General features: G+C 64.3%; 24 protein-coding genes. 22 read left to right on the top strand and 2 right to left on the bottom strand.

Annotated elements, in window-relative coordinates:
• Positions 1 to 13: 13 nt before the first annotated feature.
• Positions 14 to 961 carry a FliM/FliN family flagellar motor switch protein gene (locus LB536_RS12700; RefSeq protein ID WP_224592679.1) on the bottom strand — a complete coding sequence of 316 codons (948 nt, stop codon included), beginning with the start codon at positions 959 to 961 and terminating at the stop codon, positions 14 to 16.
• 32 nt (positions 962 to 993) lie between these two features.
• Entirely contained in the window at positions 994 to 1,869 is an 876-nt protein-coding gene (gene motA / locus LB536_RS12695; protein ID WP_140810508.1) for a flagellar motor stator protein MotA, read from the bottom strand.
• Between the two features lie 157 nt (positions 1,870 to 2,026).
• On the opposite strand from motA, the gene LB536_RS12690 reads away from it, so the two are divergent.
• The 22 genes from LB536_RS12690 (at position 2,027) to LB536_RS12585 (ending at position 22,104) form a co-directional block, all read left to right on the top strand.
• Positions 2,027 to 3,148: a DUF1217 domain-containing protein gene (locus LB536_RS12690; protein ID WP_224592675.1), complete on the top strand. Its 1,122-nt coding sequence runs from the start codon at positions 2,027 to 2,029 to the stop codon at positions 3,146 to 3,148.
• Between the two features lie 2 nt (positions 3,149 to 3,150).
• Positions 3,151 to 3,876, top strand: a complete 726-nt coding sequence (flgF, locus tag LB536_RS12685; RefSeq protein ID WP_140755908.1) for a flagellar basal-body rod protein FlgF — start codon at positions 3,151 to 3,153, stop codon at positions 3,874 to 3,876.
• A 1-nt stretch (position 3,877) separates the two neighbouring features.
• Positions 3,878 to 5,278, top strand: coding sequence for a flagellar protein export ATPase FliI (gene fliI / locus LB536_RS12680; protein ID WP_224592671.1), 1,401 nt, complete (start codon positions 3,878 to 3,880; stop codon positions 5,276 to 5,278).
• Positions 5,259 to 6,095 (top strand): hypothetical protein, encoded by an 837-nt coding sequence (locus tag LB536_RS12675; protein ID WP_224592668.1) that lies wholly within the window; start codon positions 5,259 to 5,261, stop codon positions 6,093 to 6,095. The genes fliI and LB536_RS12675 overlap by 20 nt, the downstream gene beginning before the upstream one ends.
• 163 nt (positions 6,096 to 6,258) lie before the next feature.
• Positions 6,259 to 6,639, top strand: a complete 381-nt coding sequence (flgB, locus tag LB536_RS12670; RefSeq protein ID WP_027144748.1) for a flagellar basal body rod protein FlgB — start codon at positions 6,259 to 6,261, stop codon at positions 6,637 to 6,639.
• 2 nt (positions 6,640 to 6,641) lie between these two features.
• Positions 6,642 to 7,058 carry a flagellar basal body rod protein FlgC gene (flgC, locus tag LB536_RS12665; RefSeq protein WP_140755914.1) on the top strand — a complete coding sequence of 139 codons (417 nt, stop codon included), beginning with the start codon at positions 6,642 to 6,644 and terminating at the stop codon, positions 7,056 to 7,058.
• Entirely contained in the window at positions 7,055 to 7,378 is a 324-nt protein-coding gene (locus LB536_RS12660) for a flagellar hook-basal body complex protein FliE (protein WP_181182895.1), read from the top strand. Before flgC ends, LB536_RS12660 begins: the two co-directional genes overlap by 4 nt.
• 10 nt (positions 7,379 to 7,388) lie before the next feature.
• The gene (gene flgG / locus LB536_RS12655) at positions 7,389 to 8,177 is read left to right on the top strand and encodes a flagellar basal-body rod protein FlgG (protein WP_023770445.1); all 789 of its coding nucleotides are present in this window, start codon (positions 7,389 to 7,391) and stop codon (positions 8,175 to 8,177) included.
• Between the two features lie 6 nt (positions 8,178 to 8,183).
• Positions 8,184 to 8,732, top strand: a complete 549-nt coding sequence (gene flgA / locus LB536_RS12650) for a flagellar basal body P-ring formation chaperone FlgA (RefSeq protein ID WP_224592665.1) — start codon at positions 8,184 to 8,186, stop codon at positions 8,730 to 8,732.
• Entirely contained in the window at positions 8,729 to 9,970 is a 1,242-nt protein-coding gene (locus LB536_RS12645; RefSeq protein WP_224592662.1) for a flagellar basal body P-ring protein FlgI, read from the top strand. Before flgA ends, LB536_RS12645 begins: the two co-directional genes overlap by 4 nt.
• A 3-nt stretch (positions 9,971 to 9,973) precedes the next feature.
• Entirely contained in the window at positions 9,974 to 10,555 is a 582-nt protein-coding gene (locus tag LB536_RS12640) for a MotE family protein (protein WP_224592659.1), read from the top strand.
• Entirely contained in the window at positions 10,552 to 11,259 is a 708-nt protein-coding gene (gene flgH / locus LB536_RS12635; RefSeq protein WP_140810518.1) for a flagellar basal body L-ring protein FlgH, read from the top strand. Before LB536_RS12640 ends, flgH begins: the two co-directional genes overlap by 4 nt.
• A gap of 35 nt (positions 11,260 to 11,294) precedes the next feature.
• On the top strand, positions 11,295 to 11,786 hold the full coding sequence (locus tag LB536_RS12630; RefSeq protein WP_140755924.1) for a flagellar basal body-associated FliL family protein: 492 nt from the start codon (positions 11,295 to 11,297) through the stop codon (positions 11,784 to 11,786).
• Positions 11,783 to 12,514 carry a flagellar type III secretion system pore protein FliP gene (fliP, locus tag LB536_RS12625; protein ID WP_027144757.1) on the top strand — a complete coding sequence of 244 codons (732 nt, stop codon included), beginning with the start codon at positions 11,783 to 11,785 and terminating at the stop codon, positions 12,512 to 12,514. Before LB536_RS12630 ends, fliP begins: the two co-directional genes overlap by 4 nt.
• Positions 12,515 to 12,757: 243 nt before the next feature.
• On the top strand, positions 12,758 to 13,744 hold the full coding sequence (locus LB536_RS12620; RefSeq protein WP_140755928.1) for a flagellin: 987 nt from the start codon (positions 12,758 to 12,760) through the stop codon (positions 13,742 to 13,744).
• A gap of 277 nt (positions 13,745 to 14,021) precedes the next feature.
• Complete coding sequence (locus LB536_RS12615; protein WP_140810522.1) at positions 14,022 to 15,092, top strand: flagellin; 1,071 nt, start codon at positions 14,022 to 14,024, stop codon at positions 15,090 to 15,092.
• A 132-nt stretch (positions 15,093 to 15,224) separates the two neighbouring features.
• Positions 15,225 to 16,874 (top strand): flagellar basal-body MS-ring/collar protein FliF, encoded by a 1,650-nt coding sequence (fliF, locus tag LB536_RS12610; RefSeq protein ID WP_224592656.1) that lies wholly within the window; start codon positions 15,225 to 15,227, stop codon positions 16,872 to 16,874.
• A gap of 3 nt (positions 16,875 to 16,877) precedes the next feature.
• Positions 16,878 to 17,498: a hypothetical protein gene (locus LB536_RS12605; protein ID WP_224592653.1), complete on the top strand. Its 621-nt coding sequence runs from the start codon at positions 16,878 to 16,880 to the stop codon at positions 17,496 to 17,498.
• Positions 17,495 to 18,856: a MotB family protein gene (locus tag LB536_RS12600; RefSeq protein ID WP_224592651.1), complete on the top strand. Its 1,362-nt coding sequence runs from the start codon at positions 17,495 to 17,497 to the stop codon at positions 18,854 to 18,856. Before LB536_RS12605 ends, LB536_RS12600 begins: the two co-directional genes overlap by 4 nt.
• The gene (locus tag LB536_RS12595) at positions 18,853 to 20,217 is read left to right on the top strand and encodes a chemotaxis protein MotC (protein WP_224592648.1); all 1,365 of its coding nucleotides are present in this window, start codon (positions 18,853 to 18,855) and stop codon (positions 20,215 to 20,217) included. The genes LB536_RS12600 and LB536_RS12595 overlap by 4 nt, the downstream gene beginning before the upstream one ends.
• A gap of 278 nt (positions 20,218 to 20,495) precedes the next feature.
• Positions 20,496 to 21,587, top strand: coding sequence for a flagellar hook-length control protein FliK (locus LB536_RS12590; protein ID WP_224592645.1), 1,092 nt, complete (start codon positions 20,496 to 20,498; stop codon positions 21,585 to 21,587).
• Positions 21,517 to 22,104: a transglycosylase SLT domain-containing protein gene (locus tag LB536_RS12585; RefSeq protein ID WP_224592642.1), complete on the top strand. Its 588-nt coding sequence runs from the start codon at positions 21,517 to 21,519 to the stop codon at positions 22,102 to 22,104. The genes LB536_RS12590 and LB536_RS12585 overlap by 71 nt, the downstream gene beginning before the upstream one ends.
• The last annotated feature ends 62 nt before the right edge of the window (positions 22,105 to 22,166 follow it).

The raw sequence follows: 22,166 nt of genomic DNA, 5'->3' as shown, positions 1-22,166 counted from the left end.
CGTCTCCAAAAGCTCAGGCGCGCCCGGCACCAGCCGGCATGAGCCCATCGATGAAATCCTGCCCGGCATCGAAAGGATGCTTGATTCGGACGGTGTAATTCTGTCCCAGTTTGCCGAACTCGCATACGAACAGCGTCTGGCCGCGCGCGCCGAGGCGAGCCCGTGATTGCGCCGTTTCGTCGAAGTCGATCACCTGGCCCACTTCGAGATTGGCGAGGTCTCCGAGCGTCAGCCGCGCCAGTGGCATGGTGGCTTCGAGCGCCACGGTCGAGCGCATCACCTCTTCCGAAAAGCGTGCCCGCCAGCTGGTGCCGTGATCATCCTCGCTGACGCTGGCCGTGCCGTCGCGGCCGGCCAGCACGATACGCTGCGGCATCGTCACCGTGATCGAGCCGCTGTCGACCGGCGTCGAGATGCCGAGGACGATGCGGATCGCGGCGCCGTCGCGCAACACGTGCCGCCTGGCCTCGATGCCCGACATGGCGCGCGGCGCGGGCAGCCGCAATTCGAGCGAGCGCCGTCCCGATCCGTTCAGCGCCTGCGCCACCTCCTGGAACACCATGGTCGAGACATCGGCCTCGATCGGCGACAGGTCGCGCTCGATCGGCGACACCGGCATATCCGGGTCGCCGCCGAACAGCGTCGAGACGATGATTGCGATCGCCGGAGCGTCGATGACGAGGGTCATCGCGTCCGAGGATGCCGGCGAGCCGATAACGGTCATGGCGAAGGTATCGCCGGCGCGCGAACGCGCCTCGGGAACACGGCTGACCTCCACGGCCCTGAGATTAACGCTCACGGGAGCGCCCAGCTCGCTCGAGAGCGCCTTCTGCAGCAGCGGTACGGCCCGTTCGGCCATGGCGCGGCCGGCGTCGATGACCTGGTCGGCCTCGCCGCTGTCGCCGACCAGACGCTCGATGATCAACGAACGCGCTTGCGAGGGGCTGCCCGGACTGGTCATGACAGTTTTGGCACCGGTCTGTCGCGCATCGCTCAGGCGGCCTTCTTCTCGGCGCCGCCGGTGTTCATCGTGCTCTGCTCGACGGCGTCGATAGTCGGCCGTTCATAGGAGGAGATGGTTTTGCGGCCGAACTCGATCGCCACCTGCGGCAGCGCACCGTTCATGTAGGCGAGTAGCGTCTGCTTGACGATGATGTAGAGGCGGTTCTTCTTCTCGCGCACCGTCTTGATCTTGGTGGCGACAGGCCCGACCACCGCGTAGGACAGGAAGATGCCGAGGAAGGTGCCGACCAACGCCGCGCCGATCAGGCCGCCGAGGATTTCCGGCGACTGGTCGAGCGCACCCATCGCCTTGACCACGCCGAGCACGGCGGCGACGATGCCGAGCGCCGGCAGGCCGTCGCCGACCGCGACCAGCGCGTGATAGGCTTTCATCTTGTCGGACTTGATGGTCTGGATTTCCTCGTCCATCAGCGCCTCGATCTCGTGCGAGCGGGCATTGCCGATGATGATGATGCGGCAGTAGTCGCAGATGAAATTCATCAAATCGTGGTTCTTGAGCACGGTCGGAAAGGCCTGGAAGATCGCCGACTCCTCCGGATTGTCGATATGCGCCTCGACCTCGCTGCGCGACTTGGAGCGCAGCTCGCGCATCAGGCTGTGCAGCACGCCGAGCGTTTCCAGATAGTCCTGCTCCTTCGGCACAGCCTGCTTGAAAGCTTCGAGAATGCCCTTGCCGGTATCCTTGACCGTCTTCATCGGATTGGCGACCAGGAAGGTGCCGAGCGCGGCGCCGCAGATGACCACGGCTTCCCATGGCTGGACCAGCACGTGCAGATGCCCGCCCATGGCCATGAAGCCGCCAAGGACGCAGCCGAGCGTCACCACAAGTCCAATCAGAATGCCCACGACCGGTCCTTCCGCATTTCACGTCGGACAAGCGATAGTCCCCGTGCCTTGTGTGAGGCTTGAATCCGAGCCGCCATGGGACCGAAAATTGGCGATTCAGTTTCGCGCAAGGAAGTGAGCTTATTGTGCTGGCATAGCTTCGGCCGGAGGCGTGTCCTTGCTCAGTACCTACACCAGCTACCAGTTGATCACCAAAGACATTAACAAGTCGATCGACCGCATCGAGCAACAGCCGACGGTCGATCGCGATACCCAATATTATCTCGCCAACATCACCAAGGTGAAATCGATCGACGATTTCGTCAACAATGACCGGCTGTTCAAATATGCCATGAAGGCCTACGGGCTGGAGAACATGGACTACGCCAAGGCGTTCATGGTCAAGGCGCTCAAGGAAGGCGTTACGGATTCCAACAGTTTCGCCAACAAGCTGACCGACAAGCGCTACGCCGCCTTCGTCAGCGCCTTCAACTTCGCTGCCAACGGCGCCGATGCGACGATCTACAACAAGGCCCAGCAACTGGTGACGAAGAACTACGCCATACAGGCGCAAATCGCCGGTCTCGATCCGAATTCGGACTATGTGAAGGGCGAGACGACGTATTATCTCGCCAACATCACCAAGGTGAAGTCAGTCGACGATCTGATGTCGAACAGCCGGCTCTACACTTACGCGCTGGCCGCGTACGGCCTCGATTCGGCGACGGAGGACAAGGACCTTATCAAGCAGGTCCTGCAAGGCGGCGTGCGCGATCCCGACAGCGTCGCCAACAAGCAGACGGATCCGGCCTACGCGGGACTGGCTACGGCCCTCAACTTCGAACAATACGGCGAGAATGCCACCACCATCAATCCGGCGCAGCAGCCGACCGTCGACAAATACATGCGCCAGACGCTGGAAGAGGATGCCGGCCAGACCAATGAGGGCGTGCGGCTGGCGCTCTATTTCCAGCGCAAGGCACCCGACATCACCAGTTGGTACGACGTGCTGGCCGACACCGCGCTTGCCAGCGTCGTGCGCACCGCGCTGGGGCTGCCCGATTCCTTCGCCACCGCCGACATCGACAAGCAGGCGCAACTGTTCGGGCAGAAGCTCGACATCTCGGATTTCACGGATCCCGTGAAACTGAACAAGTTCCTGACCCGCTTCACCAGCATGTACGAGATCAACAACCCGACCTCGCCGGCCGTGACATCGATCAGCGTGCTTTTCGCCCAACCGGTCGTATCGGGCATCTCCACCGACCTGATGATGGCCATGCAGAAACTGAAGTTCTGATCATGCGAGACAGTCTCTACGTCGCCCTCTCCGCGCAGATGGCCCTCGAGCGCCGACTCGACACGATCGCCGACAATGTCGCCAACGCCAACACCGTCGGCTTTCGCGCCACGGGGGTGAAGTTCGCGGACGTGGTGTCGGGTACCGGGCAGAAGTCGGTTTCGTTCGCATCCTCCGGCAAAACCTTTCTGTCGGGAGCTCATGGCTCCATGACGGAGACCGGCAATCCATTCGATTTCGCCATCCAGGGCAACGCCTGGTTCGCCATCGACACGCCGGCCGGCACCGTCATGACCCGCGACGGTCGTTTCTCGATGAACGAGAATGGCGAGCTGATGTCGGTCGAGGGCCATCCGGTGCTCGACGCCGGCGGCGCGCCGATCCAGCTCGATCCCCGCAACGGTCCGCCCAAGGCCGGCGCCGACGGCTCGCTGCGCCAGAACGAACAGCTCGTCGGCTCGATCGGCCTCTACAATTTCGACCCGGGCGAGAATTTCGTGCGCTACGGCAATTCCGGCATTGTGCCCGCGCGCACGCCCGAACCTGTCACCGACCGCTCCGACATCGGCGTCGCGCAGGGTTTCGTCGAGGAATCCAACGTCAATCCGGTGCTGGAAATGACCCGGCTGATCATGGTCCAGCGCGCCTTCGAGAACACCGCCGCGCTGATGCGGCAGACCGATTCCTCCACCGACGAGGCGATAAAGACGCTCGGCTCGAAGTCATAGCATGTCGTCAGAGCAGCCATACATCCGCGCACCCGAAAGACAGCTCCAGCCGGCGCCGCAGGATCGGCTTGCCGCTTTGGAGCGAATTGTCAGGCGCTTCGGCCACAGCGAAGGGCTGGTCAAGCGCGGCGGCCTCGTCACCGAAGTCACGCCCACGCACTACAAGGTGCGCGGGCTTTCCGATTTCACCAGGCTGGGCGACATTGTCGAGCAGCGCAGTCAGGCCGGCGCGCGCCGCGGCGAGATCGTCAAAATCAGCCGTGACGAGGTTGTGATCGCCCCCTTCGAACGCAGCGCCGACACCGGCATCGGCGATGCCGTGTTCCGCAGGGGTCCACTCGCGGTGGCGCCGCATGCCTCGTGGCGCGGTCGCGCCATCGATGCGCTCACCCGGACGATCGATGGGGGTCCGCCTTTGGTCAGGGGCGACGACATGTCGGCGGCGGCCGCGACACCCGGCGCCATGGCGCGGCAGCGTGTCGGCACCGCCTTCATGACCGGCGTCAAGGTCATCGATATCTTCACGCCGCTCTGCTTCGGCCAGCGCATGGGTGTCTTCGCCGGCTCCGGCGTCGGCAAGTCGACGCTGCTTGCCATGCTCGCCGGCGCCGACGCGTTCGACACCGTCGTCGTGGCGCTGATCGGTGAACGCGGCCGCGAGGTCCGCGAATTCCTCGAAGACACGATCGGCGACAGCATGGCCAAGACCGTCGCCGTCGTCGCCACCAGCGACGAGAGCGCCATGATGCGCCGGCGCGCGCCCGACACCGCCATGCGCGTGGCCGAACACTTCCGCGACCAGGGCCATCGTGTGCTGCTGGTGCTGGATTCGATCACCCGCTTCGCTCATGCGCTGCGCGAGGTGGCGACGGGAACCGGCGAGCCGCCGGTCGCCCGCGGCTACCCCGCCTCGGTCTTCACCGAATTGCCCAAGCTGCTCGAGCGCGCCGGGCCTGGAGCCGAAGGTAAAGGCTCGATCACCGCCATCATTTCCGTGCTGGTCGACGGCGACGATCACAATGATCCGGTCGCAGATTCCGTGCGCGGCATCCTCGACGGCCATGTCGTGCTCGACCGCGCGATCGCCGAACAGGGCCGCTATCCGCCCGTCAATCCACTGTCGTCCATATCGCGACTTGCCGGCAAGGCCTGGAGCGTCGAGCAGCGGGCCCTGGTGACGCGGCTGAAGTCGATGATCTCCCGCTTCGAGGACACGCGCGACATCCGGCTGCTCGGCGCCTATCAGGGCGGCGTCGACGCCGAACTCGACATGGCCGTGCGCCAGGTGCCCCTGATCTATGAGGCGCTGACGCAATCGCCGAGGGACCGTCCGTCCGCCGATCCGTTCTCCGACCTTGCCCGCCACCTCAAGGGAAAGCAGAATGCCGAACCAGGAGACTGAACGCCAGTACACCGAGCGCCTCCTGAACGAGATGATCGCCGAGGCGAACGCCGCGGAGCAGGCTCGAGCGGAGGAGGCCAGGGCCGCCAAGGCAAACGCCGCCGGCGTCATGGCTGCCAGGACCGCGGCTGTTCTGGCCAGGGCCGTCAAACCGGCTCTCCCCAGATCCGAACCTGTTCTTGGTCGGACCGCCCTTTCCTCAACGCACGTGGTTCCTGGCGTCGATGCTCCCGAGATGACGCAGGCAAGCCGCGAATCGCTGATCGACGGCCTGTTCGCCGCCACCGAATGGCCGCAACCGCCAAAGCCGCAATACCCCAGACTGGGCAAGAAGAAGGCGGACCGTCGCGCCGACGTCGTCATCGCCGCGCTCGGCATCACGCTCGGCCTGACCTGCGCCCTGTTTCCCTGGTACATTTTCTTCAATCAGGACCAGTTCGGCGTGCAGGCGATCAAGTTCGGCGGCACAGGCACCAATTCGGAACGTGCGGGCGGCGGCGTGGTTGCCGCGCGCAGCGCGCCACTGACAGCCAAGGACGTTCCCAACACCAACGTCGACCTGCTTGCCACCGGCACGGTGCAGGACGATTCCAGAACGGAGCCGCCCGGCGATCAGCCCTTCCCCGCCGACATCGCGAAGTTCCGCATGGTCCATGTCGCCAACGGCCGCGCCATGATCGAGGACGACACCGGCCTGTGGATGGTCCAGCGGGGTTCGACGCTACCGGATTCCAGCAAGGTATCGGCGATCGAACAGCGCAATGGCAAATGGGTCATGCTCACCAGCGCCAACCAGGTGATCGAGCTTTCCAGATAAGGCTGTTTCGGCTTTGCCTCGAGCCGGATCCAAGTCCAAAAAGACGGAGCAAGATGCCGTCCGAAAACCGCCTCATATTTTTCGCTGTCATACTCTAGCGACCGTCCGCAAGGTCCGCGCAAGACTGGCGGCCTAGTCTTTGGGCACATGCCCGGAGATTCTCATGGAGCCCGTTTCCCTTTTCGATCTCGCCGCCAAGCAAGCGCAGTGGCTGTCCGTGCGTCAGTCGGCGGTCGCCGGCAACATCGCCAATGCCAACACGCCGGGCTACACGGCAAACGATGTCGAGCCGTTCGAGAAGGTGCTCGACCGCACCGCGGTGTCGCTCCAGATCACCGAGCCCGGCCATCTCGGCAGTGCTGCCACCAATGCCGGCTTCACCATCAAGCCGCAGGAAGACGATGGCGTGATCATGCCGTCCAAGAACACGGTCGTGCTTGAAGACCAGCTTCTCAAGGCCGGCGAAGTACGCCGTTCCTTCGAGCTCAACACGGCCATCGTCAAGGCATTCCACTCAATGATGATGATGGCGGTGAAGAGCTGACCATGGACGCACTGACCGCAGCCCTCAAAGTCGCAGCATCAGGCCTCGGCGCTCAGTCCGAGCGCCTGCGCGTGGTTTCGGAAAACCTCGCCAACGCCCAGTCGACAGGCACCACGCCGGGCGCCGACCCGTATCGCCGCAAGACCATCAGCTTCGTTTCCGAACTCGACCGGGCCTCCGGCAGCTCAACGGTTGAGGTGAACTCGATCGACCGCGACCCGAGCGACTTTCCCATCGAATTCCAGCCCGGCAACGAGGCCGCCGACGACAAGGGCTACGTCAAGATGCCCAATGTCAACGTGCTGATCGAAATGGCCGACATGACCGAGGCCAACCGCTCCTACGAGGCCAACCTGCAAGTCGTGAAGCAGGCGCGCGACCTCATTTCAATGACCATCGACCTGATGAGGAACCAATGATCGTCAACGGCATCGGCGCGCTTAACCTGAAGCCTGGGCTGGGCGATACAGCCACCGACCTGCTGCAGGGCGGTGTTGCGTCGGCGGCATCGGGCAACCTCGGCACCTCCTTCGCCGAAGCGGTGAGCCAGGCGGCCTCCAAGACTGTCAGCACCATGCAGAATGCCGAGCAGGTATCGATGCAGGCGCTCAAGGGCGACGCCGACACCCGCCAGGTGGTCGATGCCGTGATGAGCGCCCAGCAGGCGCTGCAGACCGCCGTCGCCATCCGCGACAAGGTCGTCTCGGCCTATCTCGAAGTCAGTCGCATGGGCATCTGAGGAGCAGGCCATGAAAGCACTCGCCATCGCAGCCACCGGCATGAATGCCCAGCAGACCAATCTGGAAGTCATCGCCAACAACATCGCCAACATCAACACCACCGGCTACAAGCGCGCGCGCGCCGAATTCTCCGACCTGCTTTACCAGGTCGATCGCACGCAAGGTGTGCCGAACCGTTCCAACGCCTCGCTGGTGCCGGAAGGCGTTTCGATCGGCCTCGGCGTCAAGACGACCGCCGTGCGCAACGTGCACACCCAGGGCGAGCTGACCAGCACCGGCAACAGTTTCGACATGGCGTTGACCGGCAGGGGCTGGTTCCAGATCGAAGGCGCCGACGGCGGCACGCTCTACAGCCGCGCCGGTGCCTTCAACACCAACGCCACCGGCCAGTTGGTGACCGTGGACGGCGCCAGTGTCATTCCGGCCATCACCGTGCCGACTAATGCGGTCGAGGTCATCGTCAACAAGACCGGTCAGGTCTTCGCCCGCATCGACGGCCAGACCAACCTGCAGACGCTCGGCCAACTTCAGATCGCCAACTTCGCCAACGAGGCCGGCCTCGCGCCGCTTGGCGACAATCTGTTCCAGGAAACGACGGCTTCCGGCCCGGCCAATGTCGGCGTGCCCGGCGATCCCGGCTTCGCCACCATCCAGCAAGGCTATCTCGAGGCTTCCAATGTCGACCCGGTCAAGGAAATCACCGAGCTGATCTCGGCGCAGCGCGCCTATGAGATGAACTCCAAGGTGATCCAGGCCGCCGACGACATGGCCTCCGTCGTCTCCAAGAACATCAGGTAACGGATGATGGCCATGCCGATCTCCTGCTCCGCATTCCGCCGCGCTGCGCTGACCCTTGCGCTGGTGGCCGGCGGCATGCCGGCTTTCGCCCAGGAATCGGCAAGTCAGTCGGCCAGCCAATCGACGGGCCAATCGACCACCCAGATCGCCAGCAACCAGCCTGCCGGCGAGGTCGTGCTGATCCCCAACCGCGTCATCTATCCCGGCGAGACGATCGAACTCGGCGCCCTGAAGCAGGTGACCCTCCTCCCCGGCAAGCACAAGCCGGATGCCGTGGCGACCCGTTCCGAGGAACTCCAGGGCAAGATTGCCAAGCGCACGCTGCTGCCGGGCCGCTATATTCCGTCCGCCGCTATCCGCGAGGCCTGGCTGGTCGAACAGGGTGCCGCCGTGCAGGTCTTCTTCGTCGCCGGCGGGCTGACGATAACGGCCACCGCCGTGACCTTGCAGCCGGGCTCGGCCGGCGACTTCATCAAGGTTCGCAACAGCGACAGCGGCAAGATCCTCTCCGGCACGGTGATGGCCGACGGCACCATCCAGGTCGGCGCTTCATGATGCGCCCATTTGCCCTTCTGCTCGCGGCGGCACTTGGCCTGCAGCCGGCGCTGGCCGATGGCCTGACGCCCAAGGCCAAGCGCGAGCTCGCCGCCAGGAATGGCGGTGTCTACGACGATCCGGAATATGATCCGGCCACCACCACGCGCATGTTCCGCGTTTCGCCGGGGCCGAGTTCGCTGCCGCCAGGCCAGGTCGCCTCGCGCATCAAGGACATCGCGCAACTGCAGAGCTCGCGCGACAACCAGCTCGTCGGCTACGGACTTGTCATCGGGCTGGCCGGATCCGGCGACAGCCTGCGCAATTCGCCGTTCACCGAACAGTCGATCCGTGCCATGCTCGAAAATCTCGGCATCGCCACCGAAGGCGGCAGCGCGCGCGCCAAGAATGTCGCCGCCGTCATCGTCACCGCCAACATGCCGCCCTATGTGCAATCGGGCGCCCGCATCGACATCGATGTTTCGTCAATGGGCGACGCCACATCGCTTGCCGGCGGCACGCTGATCATGACGCCGCTGAAGGCGGCGGACGGCGAGATATACGCCGTCGGCCAGGGCGCGGTCATCGTTTCCGGTTTCACCGCCCAGGGTCAGGCCCAGCAATTGACGCAAGGCGTGCCGACCGCCGGCCGCGTGCCGAACGGGGCCATAGTCGAGCGGCAGGTGAAGGCCGAGTTCGACGACCAGTCGACGCTGACGCTGCAATTGCGCAATCCCGATTTTTCGACCGCCATCCGCATCGCCGACGCGATCAACGACTACACCGCCCAGCGCTTCGGCATGCGCGTGGCGGCAGAGCGCGATTCCCGAACCGTGCAGATCAGGCGGCCGAAAAGCGTTTCGGCTGCCCGCTTCTATGCCGAGATCGAGAATCTGGTGGTCGAGTCCGACACGCCGGCCCGCGTCGTCATCGACGAGCGCACCGGCACCATCGTCATCGGCAACGACGTCAAGATCTCACGTGTCGCCATCAGCCACGGCACGTTGACGGTGCGCATCACGGAAGCCCCGCGCGTCGTGCAGCCCGAACCCTTCTCCAAGGGCGAAACCGCCGTCGAGCCGTTCACCGCTATCGATGCCAGCCGGCCCGACGCCCGCGTCGCCGTGCTCGACGGACCCGACCTGCAAACCCTCGTTTCCGGCCTCAACCGTCTTGGCGTCAAGCCGGACGGCATCATTGCCATCCTGCAAGGCATCAAGTCGGCCGGCGCCCTGCAAGCCGATCTGGTTCTCCAATAGGCGATGCCGATGATCTCCTCCCTCTCATCCCGTGAAAGACGCCGCTCCCGCACCTTTCTGTTTGCGGCCGCCCTCGCGGCCATGCCTGTCTTTGGCGGCGCACACGCCGACGATACCGTGCGCCAGGTCCTACCCGGTGCGCAGCCCACGGTCGCGCCGCGGCAATTGAAGCGGGAGAAGGCGCCGGACCAGAGCGAGATCGAGCGCTTCTGCTCCAATATCGCCGACGCCGCCCGCGATCGCCGCTATGCCTTGCAGGCCGAGGAGTTGAAGCAGCTCCAGGCCGGCATCGACGAGCGCATGAAGGCGCTGGACACAAAGAAGGCCGAATACGAGACCTGGCTGAAGCGGCGTGAAGTGTTCCTGGCCCGGGCCGAGGACGGCGTCGTCAAGATCTATGCCGGCATGAAGCCCGATGCGGCGGCCGAACGCCTGGCGATCGTCAACGCCGACCTCGCCGCGGCCATCCTGATGAAGCTCGATTCACGCAAGGCCGGCGTCATCCTCAACGAAATGGACCAGAAGGCGGCGGCGACGCTTACCGGCATCATGGCCAGCGCAGCCCGAAGGGTAGATCCGTCATGATCCGCAGAATGCTCATCCTGTGCGCGGTCGCAGCACTGTCCGGCTGCGGAACCAACCTCAAGGAGGTCGGCAAGGAACCGGCATTGTCCCCGGTCGGCTCCGGCATAGATGTCGGCAACACCGGCTCGCTGTATAAATACCCGGAAACGCCGCGGCAGCCGGTAAAGAAGTTCTCGCTGTGGAACGACCGCCAGAGCCGACTGTTCACCGACCCGCGGGCGCTGTCGCAAGGTGACATCCTGACCGTCAAAATCAGCATCAACGACCGCGCCAACTTCAAGAACCAGAATGACAGAAGCCGCACCGCCAGTCGGCAACTCGGCTATGACATCAGCGCGCAATGGGACAAGCTCAGCACCGCCGGCAAGGGCTCTGGAGCGCTCAACTCCCAGACGGACACGACTGCCGACGGTGAGATCAAGCGGTCGGAAACACTTGAGCTCAATGTGGCAGCCATCGTCACCGATGTCTTGCCCAACGGCAATCTGATGATCACCGGGTCGCAGGAAGTGCGCGTCAATGCCGAGCTCCGGGTGCTGACCATCGCCGGCATCGTGCGCCCAGCCGATATCGGCGCCGAGAACACGATCCCTTACGAACGCATCGCCGAAGCGCGCATTTCGTATGGCGGACGCGGCCGCATCACCGAGATCCAGCAACCGGCCTATGGCCAGCAGGTCCTCGACCAGGTTCTTCCGTTCTAGTTCTTGGCCTTGTGGGGATTGGAGAGCAAAACACCGTGGCCAACGTCGAACAGGTTCAGCCTCGCAAGGGTCCTTCCCTTGCCATCCAAGGCGCCATGCTGCTCGTGGTGACGGCCGCCGCCATCGGCATGGGCTGGATGTCAGGCGGCTATCTCAAAGGCGTCGATGCACCACCATCGGTGCCGGCTGCGCCTGAAAATGAGGGCAAGGTCGCCCAGCCCGCCGCACAACAGCCGGGCACGGGCCCGACACTGGTCGCACTGGCGCCGATCACCACCAATATCGCCTCGCCCGCGGATACATGGATCAGGATGGAAGTATCCGTGGTCTATGACGCGCCGCAGCCGCCGACCATGGCGGAGGACATTCAACAGGATCTTCTGGCTTTCGTGCGTACCCTGAAGATGCACCAGATCGAAGGTGCCAGCGGCTACCAGCATCTGAAGGCCGACCTCGACGAACGCGCCTCCATCCGCAGTCAGGGGCACGTCAAACAGATTCTTATCAGGACATTGCTGCTCGAATGAGAAAATTCCTTCTTGCCGCGGTACTGATCGGTGCCGCCACCTCCGTCGCGGCGGCCCAGCAACTGGACCTTGGCGGCATCGGCAAAGCCGATGGCACCACCGTCGGCTACATCATTCAGATGTTCGGCCTGCTTACCGTCCTGTCGGTGGCGCCGGGCCTGCTGATCATGGTGACCAGCTTCACCCGTTTCGTCATCGCTTTCTCGATCCTGCGCGCCGGCATCGGCCTGCAGTCGACGCCGGCGAACCTCATCCTCATTTCGCTCTCGCTGTTCATGACCTTCTATGTCATGGCACCGACCTTCGATCAGGCGTGGAACACCGGCGTCAAGCCGCTGATGGACAACCAGATCAGCCAGACCGAGGCCTTCGAGAAGATTTCCGATCCGTTCCGGACCTTCATGCTGCACAATGTGCGCGACAAGGACTTCGATCTTTTTGCCGACCTCGCCCGCGAGCGCGGCCAGGTTGTTGCCAAGGAGACGGTCGACCTGCGCATCCTGGTGCCTGCCTTCATGATCTCCGAAATCCGGCGCGGTTTCGAGATCGGCTTCCTGATCGTGCTGCCATTCCTGGTCATCGACCTGATCGTGGCCACCATCACCATGGCGATGGGCATGATGATGCTGCCGCCCACGGTCGTGTCGCTGCCGTTCAAAATCCTGTTCTTCGTCCTGATCGACGGCTGGAACCTGCTCGTCGGGAGCCTGGTGCGCTCTTTCACCTGATCTCCCACGCTCGGCATCAGACACCGTTCGCTCCGAGAAACCAGGTGGCGCGAGCGTTATCGAATTTTCTCCGAATTATTTTCGATTAACCGTCCGATTTAGTCCTTTGGTAGGGACTCGCCGCCATAGTCGCTCGCAGATGGCGGGTGACCCAAACGCAACGGTCATTGGCATGATGCCGCTCCGTCATACCGGACAAACCGGTATGCAAAAAACACCTGTAAAAACAAGGTACGAGTAGCCATGGCCAGTATCATGACCAACACCGCCGCGTTGACGGCGCTGCAGAGCCTTAATGCCACGCAGAACAGCCTCGCCACCACCCAGTCCCGCATTTCGACGGGCTATCGCGTCTCCCAGGCTTCGGACAACGCCGCCTACTGGTCGATCGCGACCACGATGCGCTCCGACAACCAGGCCATGTCCACCGTTTCGGACTCGCTCGGCCTCGGCGCCTCGAAGGTCGACACCGCCTACACCGGCATGAGCAGCGCGATCACCACCATCAACTCGATCCAGCAGAAGCTGACCGCATCCTACGGCCAGACCGACGCCTCCAAGGAAAAGACCCAGGTCGAAATCAAGGCGCTTCAGGATCAGTTGAAGGCCTACGCCGATGGCGCGACCTTCTCGGGCACCAACATGCTTTCGGTGTCGACGGCTTCGGGCACGGCAGCCGACGTCAAAGTCGTTTCGGCTTTCAACCGTAGCGCCGCCGGCGCTGTTTCGATTTCGACGATCGACGTCAATGTCGAAAGCATCAAGCTCTATGACGCCGGCGCCGCACCGACCGCCAAGGGCATTCTGGACACAGACCGCCTCGGCGCCACTGGCGCAGCGGTTACATCGGCCTCGGCCCCGACTCTGGGCGCTGCCGCAGCGGGCACCGACACCTATTCGGTCGCCAGCTTGGCCATCTTCTCGGGCACCACGGCCGCCAGCGACAGCCAGATCTCGCAGATGATGACGGTTGTCGACGCCGCGCTCAAGGACATGACGACCGCCGCCACCAAGCTCGGCGCCGCCAAGAGCTCCATCGACCTGCAGAAGACCTTCACCTCGAGCCTGATGGACTCCATCGATCGCGGCGTCGGCCAGCTCGTCGATGCCGACATGAACAAGGAATCGACCCGCCTCCAGGCGCTGCAGGTTCAGCAGCAGCTCGGCGTCCAGGCGCTCTCGATCGCCAACGGCTCCTCGCAGTCGATCCTGTCGCTCTTCCGCGGCTGATCACACTCAACCGGCTCCATTAGACCGACGGGCCGCGCCAAAAGCGCGGCCCGTTTTGCGTTTGCTCCAGCCCCGCGCAACCCTCATTCCTTAACCCTCAAAAGTCAGCTTTTAACAGGCCGTTAACCATAACGCGCTAGTCATGGTTAACCAATGACTTACAACGGATTGCCGAATCGGCCCGATCGGGGCGGCGGCGATCCACGGGCGGGTCGAGCGGCTCGCGAGGGCAACGCCGGTTTTTGAGAAGACCGGTCTGGAAAAAGGAGCGAGTTTCTTGGCGAGCATCATGACGAACGCTGCGGCGTTGACCGCACTTCAAAGCCTCAACGCCACCAACAAGTCGCTCGAGCAGACACAGGCCCGCATCTCGACGGGTTACCGCGTCTCTCAGGCCTCCGACAACGCCGCCTACTGGTCGATCGCCACGACGATGCGCTCCGACAACCAGGCGCTCTCGACCGTGCAGGACGCCCTCGGCCTCGGCGCCTCGAAAGTCGACACCGCCTATACCGGCATGAACAATGTTCTGACGTCGATCGGCCAGATCAAGACCAAGCTGCTTTCCACCGTCGGCCAGACGGACGCCGCCAAGGCAAAGACGCAGACCGAGATCACGGCGCTCCAGGCGCAGATGAAGTCCTTTGCCGATGCCGCCACCTTTTCGGGTTCGAATTACCTTTCGGTGACGTCCAAGCAGGTCGCCGCGCCGAATGATGGCGTCCAGGCCGACGCCAAGATCGTCTCGTCCTTCAACCGCTCATCCTCGGGCGCCATTTCGCTTGGAACGATCGACATCAATGTCGAGAGCACCAAGCTGTTCGATTCCGGCCTCGCTACCGACGTCAAGAACCAGGGCACGCTCGATCGCCAAACCTCTGTCTACTCGACAGCGGCGGCACAGAGCCAATATGACACCGCTTATGCGACCGCGCTCGCTGGCGGCGCCACGGACATTGCCGCCAACACCGCGGGCCAGGCCGCGGTAAGCCCGGCTGCCACGAAGATCGACAATGTCTCCGCCTACAATCTCGACATCACCGCGGCCGGCGTGACCGACGACATCATCACTCAGATGATCGGCAAGATCGATAAGGTCATGGCCCAGTTGACCGACCAGGCCACCATCCTCGGTTCGGCCAAAAGCAGCATCGACCTGCAGAAGACCTTCACGCAGAGCCTGATGGACTCCATCGACCGCGGCGTCGGCCAACTCGTCGATGCAGACATGAACAAGGAATCGACCCGTCTCCAGGCGCTGCAGGTGCAGCAGCAGCTCGGCATCCAGGCGCTGTCGATCGCCAACAGCTCCTCGCAGTCGATCCTGTCGCTGTTCAAGAACGGCTAGTCCAGCCTTAGCTGACGGGTTACTTCTACTTCCAATTCACGGGCCGCGCCGCAAGCGCGGCCCGATTTCATTTTCGCACAAGCTTCGAGGGCTAGTGTTCCGGCGGACAGTCATGCTGGGAGTCGCTCAATCGTGCCGGAACAGATCCAGAGCATCATCTCGAATCTCCGCGGCTTTGGCGTCAGGCGCCTGGCCATGCTGGCGGGCATCGCCGTCCTGGTGATGGGTGTCATCGGCATTGCCTCGGTCTACCTCAACCGACCGGCCTACGACACGCTCTATGTCGGACTCGACCGCTCCGACGTGAACCAGATCGGCCTGGTGCTGGGCGAGGCCGGCATCGGCTTCGACGTCGGCGCCGACGGAACCTCCGTGCTGGTGCCGGCCGGGACCACGGCGCAGGCACGCATGCTGCTTGCCGAGAAGGGCCTGCCGACCAGCGCCAATGCCGGCTACGAGCTGTTCGACAATGTCGGTGCGATGGGCCTCACCTCCTTCATGCAGCAGATCACCCGCGTGCGTGCGCTCGAAGGCGAGATCGCCCGCACCATCCAGTCCATAGCAGGCATCAAGGCGGCACGCGTCCACATCGTCATGTCCGAGCGCGCCAATTTCCGCCGTGACGAACAGCAGCCTTCCGCCTCGGTCGTCATCCGTTACGCCGGCATCGACGCGGAGAAAAGCGCCATGTCGATCCGCCACCTCGTCGCCGCCGCCGTCCCGGGCCTGTCGGCCGACAAGGTAACGGTGCTCGATTCCAACGGCAATCTGCTGGCCGCCGGTGACGATCCCTCCAACACCAGTGCCGCCCGCACGCTCGGCGTCGAACAGACCGTCGAAGCGCAGATCGGCGACAACATCCGCCGCGCGCTGACGCCCTATCTCGGTCCCGACAATTTCCGTGCCAGCGTCAAGGCCGATGTCAACACGGACACCCGTCAAACGGAGGAGACCATCTTCGATCCGAATTCCCGCGTCGAACGCTCCGTGCAGTCGGTGCGCGCCAATGAGAACAGCAACCAGAAACAGGCTTCGACCCCCGCCAGTGTCGAGCAGAATCTGCCGGAGACCCAGGCTACCGCGACCGAGGGCCCGCAAACCTCGTCGGCGAACGACCGCAAGGAAGAGATCACCAACTACGAGATCAACTCCAAGAAGATCGCCACCGTCTCCAACGGCTATACCGTGACCAAGATGTCGATTGCCGTCGTCGTCAACCAGGACCGGCTGAAGTCGATCCTGGGCAAGGACGCGACGCCGGACCAGATCGCCAAGCGCGTCGCCGAAATCCAGAAGATGGTGAGCTCCGCCACAGGCTTCGACGACAAGCGCGGCGACGTCATCGACGTCTCGGCCGTCGAGTTCATAGACGGGCTGGACGGCGAGGCGGTGCCCCAGGCGGGAATGCTCGATTCCATCGGCCAGCATGCCGGCACGCTGATCAATGCCGGCGCCTTCATCGTCGTGGTGTTCCTGGTCGCCTTCTTCGGCTTGCGGCCGATGGCGGCCGCGTTGACGGCAAAGGCGACGCCCGCCATAGCAGGCCCCAATTTCGATGAAGTCCAGCGCTCTCTGCCGACGCCGGAGGCAGCCGCTTCCGCCGATGCCGGTGCCCCCATCGGCGCCCTGCCCGGCACGCGTGCCGGCGCCACCCCGCTCGACGATCTGCGCCAGAAGATCAGGCCGGCCCCGCAGGAGCGGCTTGCCCGCATGGTCGACATCAACGAGGAACGCACCGCGCAGATCCTGCGCAAATGGGCGGCCCAGGAAGTCGCGGCCTAGACCATGCCCTCAGCAGCCCTCTTCGATCTTCTCCCGGATTTCGGCACCCGCGCGCAACGTGCCCGCCAGCCCCAGGCCGCCGCCGAGCAAAAGCCCGACGCGGCTGCACCGCCGGCCGATATCGGTACGCTGATCGCCGAAGCGGTTGCCCAGGCGGAGGCAACGCTCGGCGAACGGCTTGCCGCGGCCCATGAGGCAGCGCTGGAAGCGGAACGCCAGGCAAATGTCGAGGAAGCGAAGGCCTTTCTCGACAGCTTCGGTGGCGATGTCGGAAAGGCGGTCTCGTCGCGGCTCGACGCCATGGAGGCTCGCGTGACGGATCTTGTCGGCGCCACGGTCGCCCGCATCATCGGCGGCGTTGTCAGCGACGATCTGCGGAAGCGCTCGCTTGAAGCGCTCGCCGGCGCGGTCCGCGACGCCGTTGGCGATGGCGAAGCCGTGCGCATCGCCGTCCGCGGGCCGCTCCCGCTGTTCGAAACGCTGAAGGCATCGCTTGGGCCGCGCTCCGAAAATCTCGACTTCATCGAGGCGCCCGGCTTCGACCTGACGGTCACCATCGACGAGGCCGTGTTCGAGACGCGCATGGCCGAATGGTCGGCAACACTTTCCGAGGTGCTGTCATGAGCGTCGCCGATGCCGATCATGGCAGGCACGAGATCATCATCGTGCGGCGCGGGCATGACGACCACGACGAAGGTCACCATGGCGGCGTCTGGAAGATCGCCTTCGCCGACTTCATGACCGCCATGATGTGCTTCTTCCTGGTCATGTGGCTGATCAATGCCGCCAACGAACAGACCAAGGCGGCCGTCGCCAGCTACTTCAATCCCGTCAAGCTGGTCGACCGCAATTCGAGCCGCAAAGGTCTGGAGGACCTTGGCGACGGGCCGCACGCGATCGGCACGACGGCGCAAAACCCGCAACAGGCGAAAGACAAGGCCGATCAGGGCGGCAATGGTGAGGCGGGTTCATCTGATCGCAAGCAGGACAAGCAGGAGCCGCAGCAGTCGCGACAGTCCGACGAGCATCTTTTCGCCGACCCCTATGCGGTGCTCTCGGAGATCGCCACTGATACCGGCGTCATGCAGAATGTCAGCCAGAAGGGCGATGGCGGCGCGCAGAATTCCGGCCCGGCGACGGGCGCCTCGGGCGGCGCGTCCTACCGCGATCCCTTCGAGCCTGACTTCTGGTCGCAGCAGGTCGCCGTGCCGGGCGCCGAGGCCAGCGCCCAGCGTCCCCGGATCGAGGGCGATCCGCTCAAGTCCGGCGACAAGGCGGCCGAGACACAGGTCGCCAAGGTCAAGGCCGTGCCGCCGGCACCGCCCGTGAAGGACGCACCGCTCGAGCCCCTGGCCGGGGATGGCAAGGACGCCGCCGCGACAATTGTCAAGACCGGCGATGCCAAGACTGTCGATGCCAAGGCCGGCAACGCCGACGCTGGAGACAACAAGGCGGGCACGGCCGTCGCGAAGCAGGAGGCCACAAAACCCGAGGCGGCGGACAAGGCTCCGACCGCCGCCGCTGTGAAGGCGGCAGCCAACGTCAAGCAGCAGCTCGCCGATGCCTTCAAGCCCGGTGACAAGCTGCATGACGGTGTCTCGGTCGAAGCCACCGACAAGGGTGTCGTCATCTCCATCACCGATCAGCTCGACTTCGGCATGTTCGAGGTCGGGTCGGCGGTGCCGAGCCGTGAACTGGTGTTGGCGATGGAAAAGATCGGCCGCATCGTCAACGGCCAGAAAGGCACCATCAGCATCAACGGCCACACCGATGCGCGACCTTTCCGCAGCGCCAGCTACGACAATTGGCGGCTGTCGACGGCGCGCGCGCACTCCGCCTACTACATGCTCGTGCGTGGCGGTGTCGATGAACGCCGCATCACCGAGGTTGCCGGCTTCGCGGATCGCCAGCCCAAGGATCCGGCAGACCCAATGTCGGCGGCCAACCGCCGCATCGAAATCCTGATGGCGACCAGCGGATGAAGCGGGCGGCGCTGACCAGCCGCCTGACGGGCCTGTTGCTGCTGCTGGCCGCGGCGTATCCGTCGGCGGGCTTCGCCCAGGATACGCTGCAGCCTTATCAGCTGGTACGCTCGTTGCAGCTTGTCCAGGACCGCATCGCGGCCGGCGACCACGCCGCGATGCCGATGCAGGCCAAGCTGCTCGAGATGACCGATGCGCGCTTGCGCGCGGCGGATGCCGACGATTTCAAGGATCCCAGGAATCTTCGCGCACTCCTGGTCTACGGCATGAGCGGCGGCAATCCGGTGACCGTCGAGGCGGCGGTGTCGCGCGCCGCCTCCGATCCGCGGAACCTTGCCATAGCCAAGGGTGTGATCGCCTATCTGAACGGCCGGCCCGGCGAGGCGATCGAAGCCCTGAGGCCGATCGACCCGATGGCCCTGCCAGGCGATCTCGGCGCGTTCCTCGCCTTGGTCAAAGGGTCGCTGCTTGCCACGGACCAGCCGGCGCTCGCGCTCACGCTGCTCGATGAGGCCAAGCTGCTCAGCCCCGGCACTCTGGTCGAGGAGGCGGCTTTGCGGCGCTCGGTCGGCATTGCCGTGACGCAAGGCGACGCGGCGCGGTTCGCGCTTGCCTCCACCCAATATGTCGAGCGCTATCTCTATTCGCCCTATGCCAGCCAGTTCGCCGACTCCTTCGTCTCCGGCGTCATCGCACTGCACATGTCGATCAGCCAGGACAAGCTTGCCGACATCACCTCTATGATGGATCCCGAGCGCGAGAAGGTAATCTATCTGCGCATCGCCCGCCGCGCCGCGATTGACGGCATGAGCGACTTGTCGGCCTTCGCCTCGGCACGGGCCGAACAGGGTCGCGACGGCAACACCAATCAGGGCGATCCGCGCGCCCTGCTCTATTCCAGCCTGTCCACGGTGACCTCCGATACCATCGAGGATGTGCGCGCCAAACTGGGCAAGATCGACCGCAGCAAATTGTCGGATGGCGACCGCGCCTTGCTCGAGGCAGCCCAGACCATCGCCGGCGAAGTGGTGGCGCCGCCTGCCTCGCCTCCGGCCGCAGATCCGGCGCGCGCCCTGGTCGCGCCATCGCCCGAACCCGAGATCGCGGCCGCGTCGCCCACCGATGCCGCCGGATTGCCGCCTGTCGAGGGCGCCGTCTCCGAACAGCCGGCCGTTGCGCCATCCCTGGAAGCAGCACCGGCTGCGCCGAACGCACCCACCGACGCGGCGACCGTCCTGCGGGCATCGGCGCCGGTGGCCTCGGCCAGCGCCGACACCACAGATCCGACCGACGCCGCCATGACGAAAACCCGTCGACAGCTGGACCTGATCGACCAGATGCTTGGAGCCGCCCCGAAATGACCCCCAGCCTCGGCCCGGCCCTGCCAGGATTTACCGCCGCGCGCACGGCCGAGCAGCCGGCCGCGTCCGGAAAGAAGGACGACACCGGTTTCGGAGAGATGGTGCGCGGCGGTGCGAGCCCTGCTCATTCGGAAAAGCAGCCACCGGCCGAGGCAGGCTCCCGCGATCCGCGTTGGAGCAGACTTGCCGCGGACCTTGCTGGCAAGGAAGGCAAGGACGAGCCGATGCCCACCGGCACGACAAGGACCACGCCGAGCGGATCGTCTGCCGCGAAATCCATGAAGGACGGCAAGGACGCCGGGGCGGACAAGGATGCCGACGCCGACGCGCCGGCCGCCGAACCGGGCGCGACGGCGCTCGATGAGCATCTGCCGCTGCTGATGGCTTTTCATGACCTGCGCCATTTCTCGACATCGGCCAAGTCGGCCGACCCAAGCGCGAGCGAAACAGGACAACACGAGGCTGTCGTTGGACAGCTTCCGTCGAAGGCCTATCGGCCGAAATCCGCCGCCGACGGTCTCGAGCCCATGTCCAAGCCTGAGCGGGTATCGCTCGTCGACGGACCGTTGACCAAACTCGACGGTCAGTTCGTCCGCGATGCCGCCGGCGCGCCGAAACACGACAATACCATCGCGGCCGGCCCCCTGCCCGAGGCGTCCGCGGAGGTGCCGGGCGTGAAGACGCAACACGCGCCGCCGCAGCTGAAATCCATCACCGACCTTCAGTCCTCATTGCGGTCCGAGCCGGGAAAACGCCAGTCGGCGGCGACACGCATCGAAGTGGTTTCCGAACGCAGCTTTCCTGCGCCGCCGCAGGCGCCGATGAGCCAGGCAGCCCTCAACGTGATCGGCGCCATTTCAGCCGATGGCGGCCCGAACCAGGCGCTTTCCACGGCTTCCGCGACCGCTCAGCTGACGGGCTCTGTTGCCGTTCCGACACATGTGTTGAAGATCGAACTTCACCCGGCCGAACTGGGCATGGTCACTGCCCATCTTCGGCTCTCTGGTGAACAACTGTCGATTGAATTGAAGCCCGAAACACACGATGCCTATCGCCGGCTTTCCAGCGACAGCGAGGCGATCGGCAAGTCGCTGCGCGGACTGGGCTTCGAGGTTGATAAGGTCACCATCCTGCAACCTTCGGTCGCAGTTCCCTCTACAACCCGGACGGATACAACCGCCTCCGTCAGCGCTGCACCGGGCCGCGATCCATCATTCTTCCAGCCTGGAAATTCCGGCGGCGGCAATAGCGGAGCCGGCGGCCAGCAGTCGGGTCATCAATCCGCAAGGGGTAACCATCATGAAGCGCAAGCACACGGCCGCGCCGCTTCGCCTTCTCGCGAGCGCGCTGGCGGCGATATCTTTATCTAGCCTCGCGAGCAGCGCTGGCGCCGCCACCAATCCTTGCGAACCCGAGATCCTGCGTGCCGCCGACCGCTATGGCGTGCCCGCCGGTATCCTCTATGCCGTCGGGTTGACGGAAACCGGCAACAAAGGCAGTCTTCAGCCCAACGCATTGAATATAGAGGGGAAAGCAGTCTTCCCGAGAAGCCGCACCGAAGCCCTTGCCGCCTTCGCCAACGCCCAGCGCGAGGGTAAGACGCTGATCGATCTCGGCTGCATGCAGATCAACCATCACTACCATGCCTCGCATTTCCGCAGCGTCGAGGACATGCTCGACCCACGCCAGAACGTCGACTACGCGGCCCGCTTTCTGGCCAGCCTCCATGCCCGCCACGAGACGTGGTCGATGGCCGTCGCCCGCTATCATGCCGGTCCCGACAACGATCCGGCGCAGAAGGTCTATGTCTGCAGGGTGATCGCCAACATGGTGGCCACCGGCTTTGGCAAATGGACCGCGAACGCCCGCGCCTTCTGCAACCCCTAAGCGCATTTTCTCCTGCTAATACATCGATCCCCTGACACGAAGCGGGTAGTACGACTTCGTCA

Source organism: Mesorhizobium sp. ES1-3 (genome assembly GCF_020164795.1).
Taxonomy (GTDB): Bacteria; Pseudomonadota; Alphaproteobacteria; order Rhizobiales; family Rhizobiaceae; genus Mesorhizobium.
This window is presented reverse-complemented; position numbering and strand designations above follow the sequence as displayed.

Bases quoted from the DNA above. Each gene is read 5' to 3' on its own strand.
- LB536_RS12590 (WP_224592645.1), top strand. From the start codon at position 20,496: ATGAAGGACGGCAAGGACGCCGGGGCGGACAAGGATGCCGACGCCGAC.
- flgB (WP_027144748.1), top strand. From the start codon at position 6,259: ATGGAGCCCGTTTCCCTTTTCGATCTCGCCGCCAAGCAAGCGCAGTGG.
- LB536_RS12660 (WP_181182895.1), top strand. From the start codon at position 7,055: ATGATCGTCAACGGCATCGGCGCGCTTAACCTGAAGCCTGGGCTGGGC.
- LB536_RS12595 (WP_224592648.1), top strand. From the start codon at position 18,853: ATGAAGCGGGCGGCGCTGACCAGCCGCCTGACGGGCCTGTTGCTGCTG.
- LB536_RS12700 (WP_224592679.1), bottom strand. From the start codon at position 961: ATGACCAGTCCGGGCAGCCCCTCGCAAGCGCGTTCGTTGATCATCGAG.
- fliI (WP_224592671.1), top strand. From the start codon at position 3,878: ATGTCGTCAGAGCAGCCATACATCCGCGCACCCGAAAGACAGCTCCAG.
- flgG (WP_023770445.1), top strand. From the start codon at position 7,389: ATGAAAGCACTCGCCATCGCAGCCACCGGCATGAATGCCCAGCAGACC.
- flgA (WP_224592665.1), top strand. From the start codon at position 8,184: ATGGCCATGCCGATCTCCTGCTCCGCATTCCGCCGCGCTGCGCTGACC.
- LB536_RS12600 (WP_224592651.1), top strand. From the start codon at position 17,495: ATGAGCGTCGCCGATGCCGATCATGGCAGGCACGAGATCATCATCGTG.
- LB536_RS12605 (WP_224592653.1), top strand. From the start codon at position 16,878: ATGCCCTCAGCAGCCCTCTTCGATCTTCTCCCGGATTTCGGCACCCGC.
- LB536_RS12585 (WP_224592642.1), top strand. From the start codon at position 21,517: ATGAAGCGCAAGCACACGGCCGCGCCGCTTCGCCTTCTCGCGAGCGCG.
- LB536_RS12645 (WP_224592662.1), top strand. From the start codon at position 8,729: ATGATGCGCCCATTTGCCCTTCTGCTCGCGGCGGCACTTGGCCTGCAG.
- fliP (WP_027144757.1), top strand. From the start codon at position 11,783: ATGAGAAAATTCCTTCTTGCCGCGGTACTGATCGGTGCCGCCACCTCC.
- LB536_RS12620 (WP_140755928.1), top strand. From the start codon at position 12,758: ATGGCCAGTATCATGACCAACACCGCCGCGTTGACGGCGCTGCAGAGC.
- flgC (WP_140755914.1), top strand. From the start codon at position 6,642: ATGGACGCACTGACCGCAGCCCTCAAAGTCGCAGCATCAGGCCTCGGC.
- flgH (WP_140810518.1), top strand. From the start codon at position 10,552: ATGATCCGCAGAATGCTCATCCTGTGCGCGGTCGCAGCACTGTCCGGC.
- LB536_RS12640 (WP_224592659.1), top strand. From the start codon at position 9,974: ATGCCGATGATCTCCTCCCTCTCATCCCGTGAAAGACGCCGCTCCCGC.
- LB536_RS12675 (WP_224592668.1), top strand. From the start codon at position 5,259: ATGCCGAACCAGGAGACTGAACGCCAGTACACCGAGCGCCTCCTGAAC.
- flgF (WP_140755908.1), top strand. From the start codon at position 3,151: ATGCGAGACAGTCTCTACGTCGCCCTCTCCGCGCAGATGGCCCTCGAG.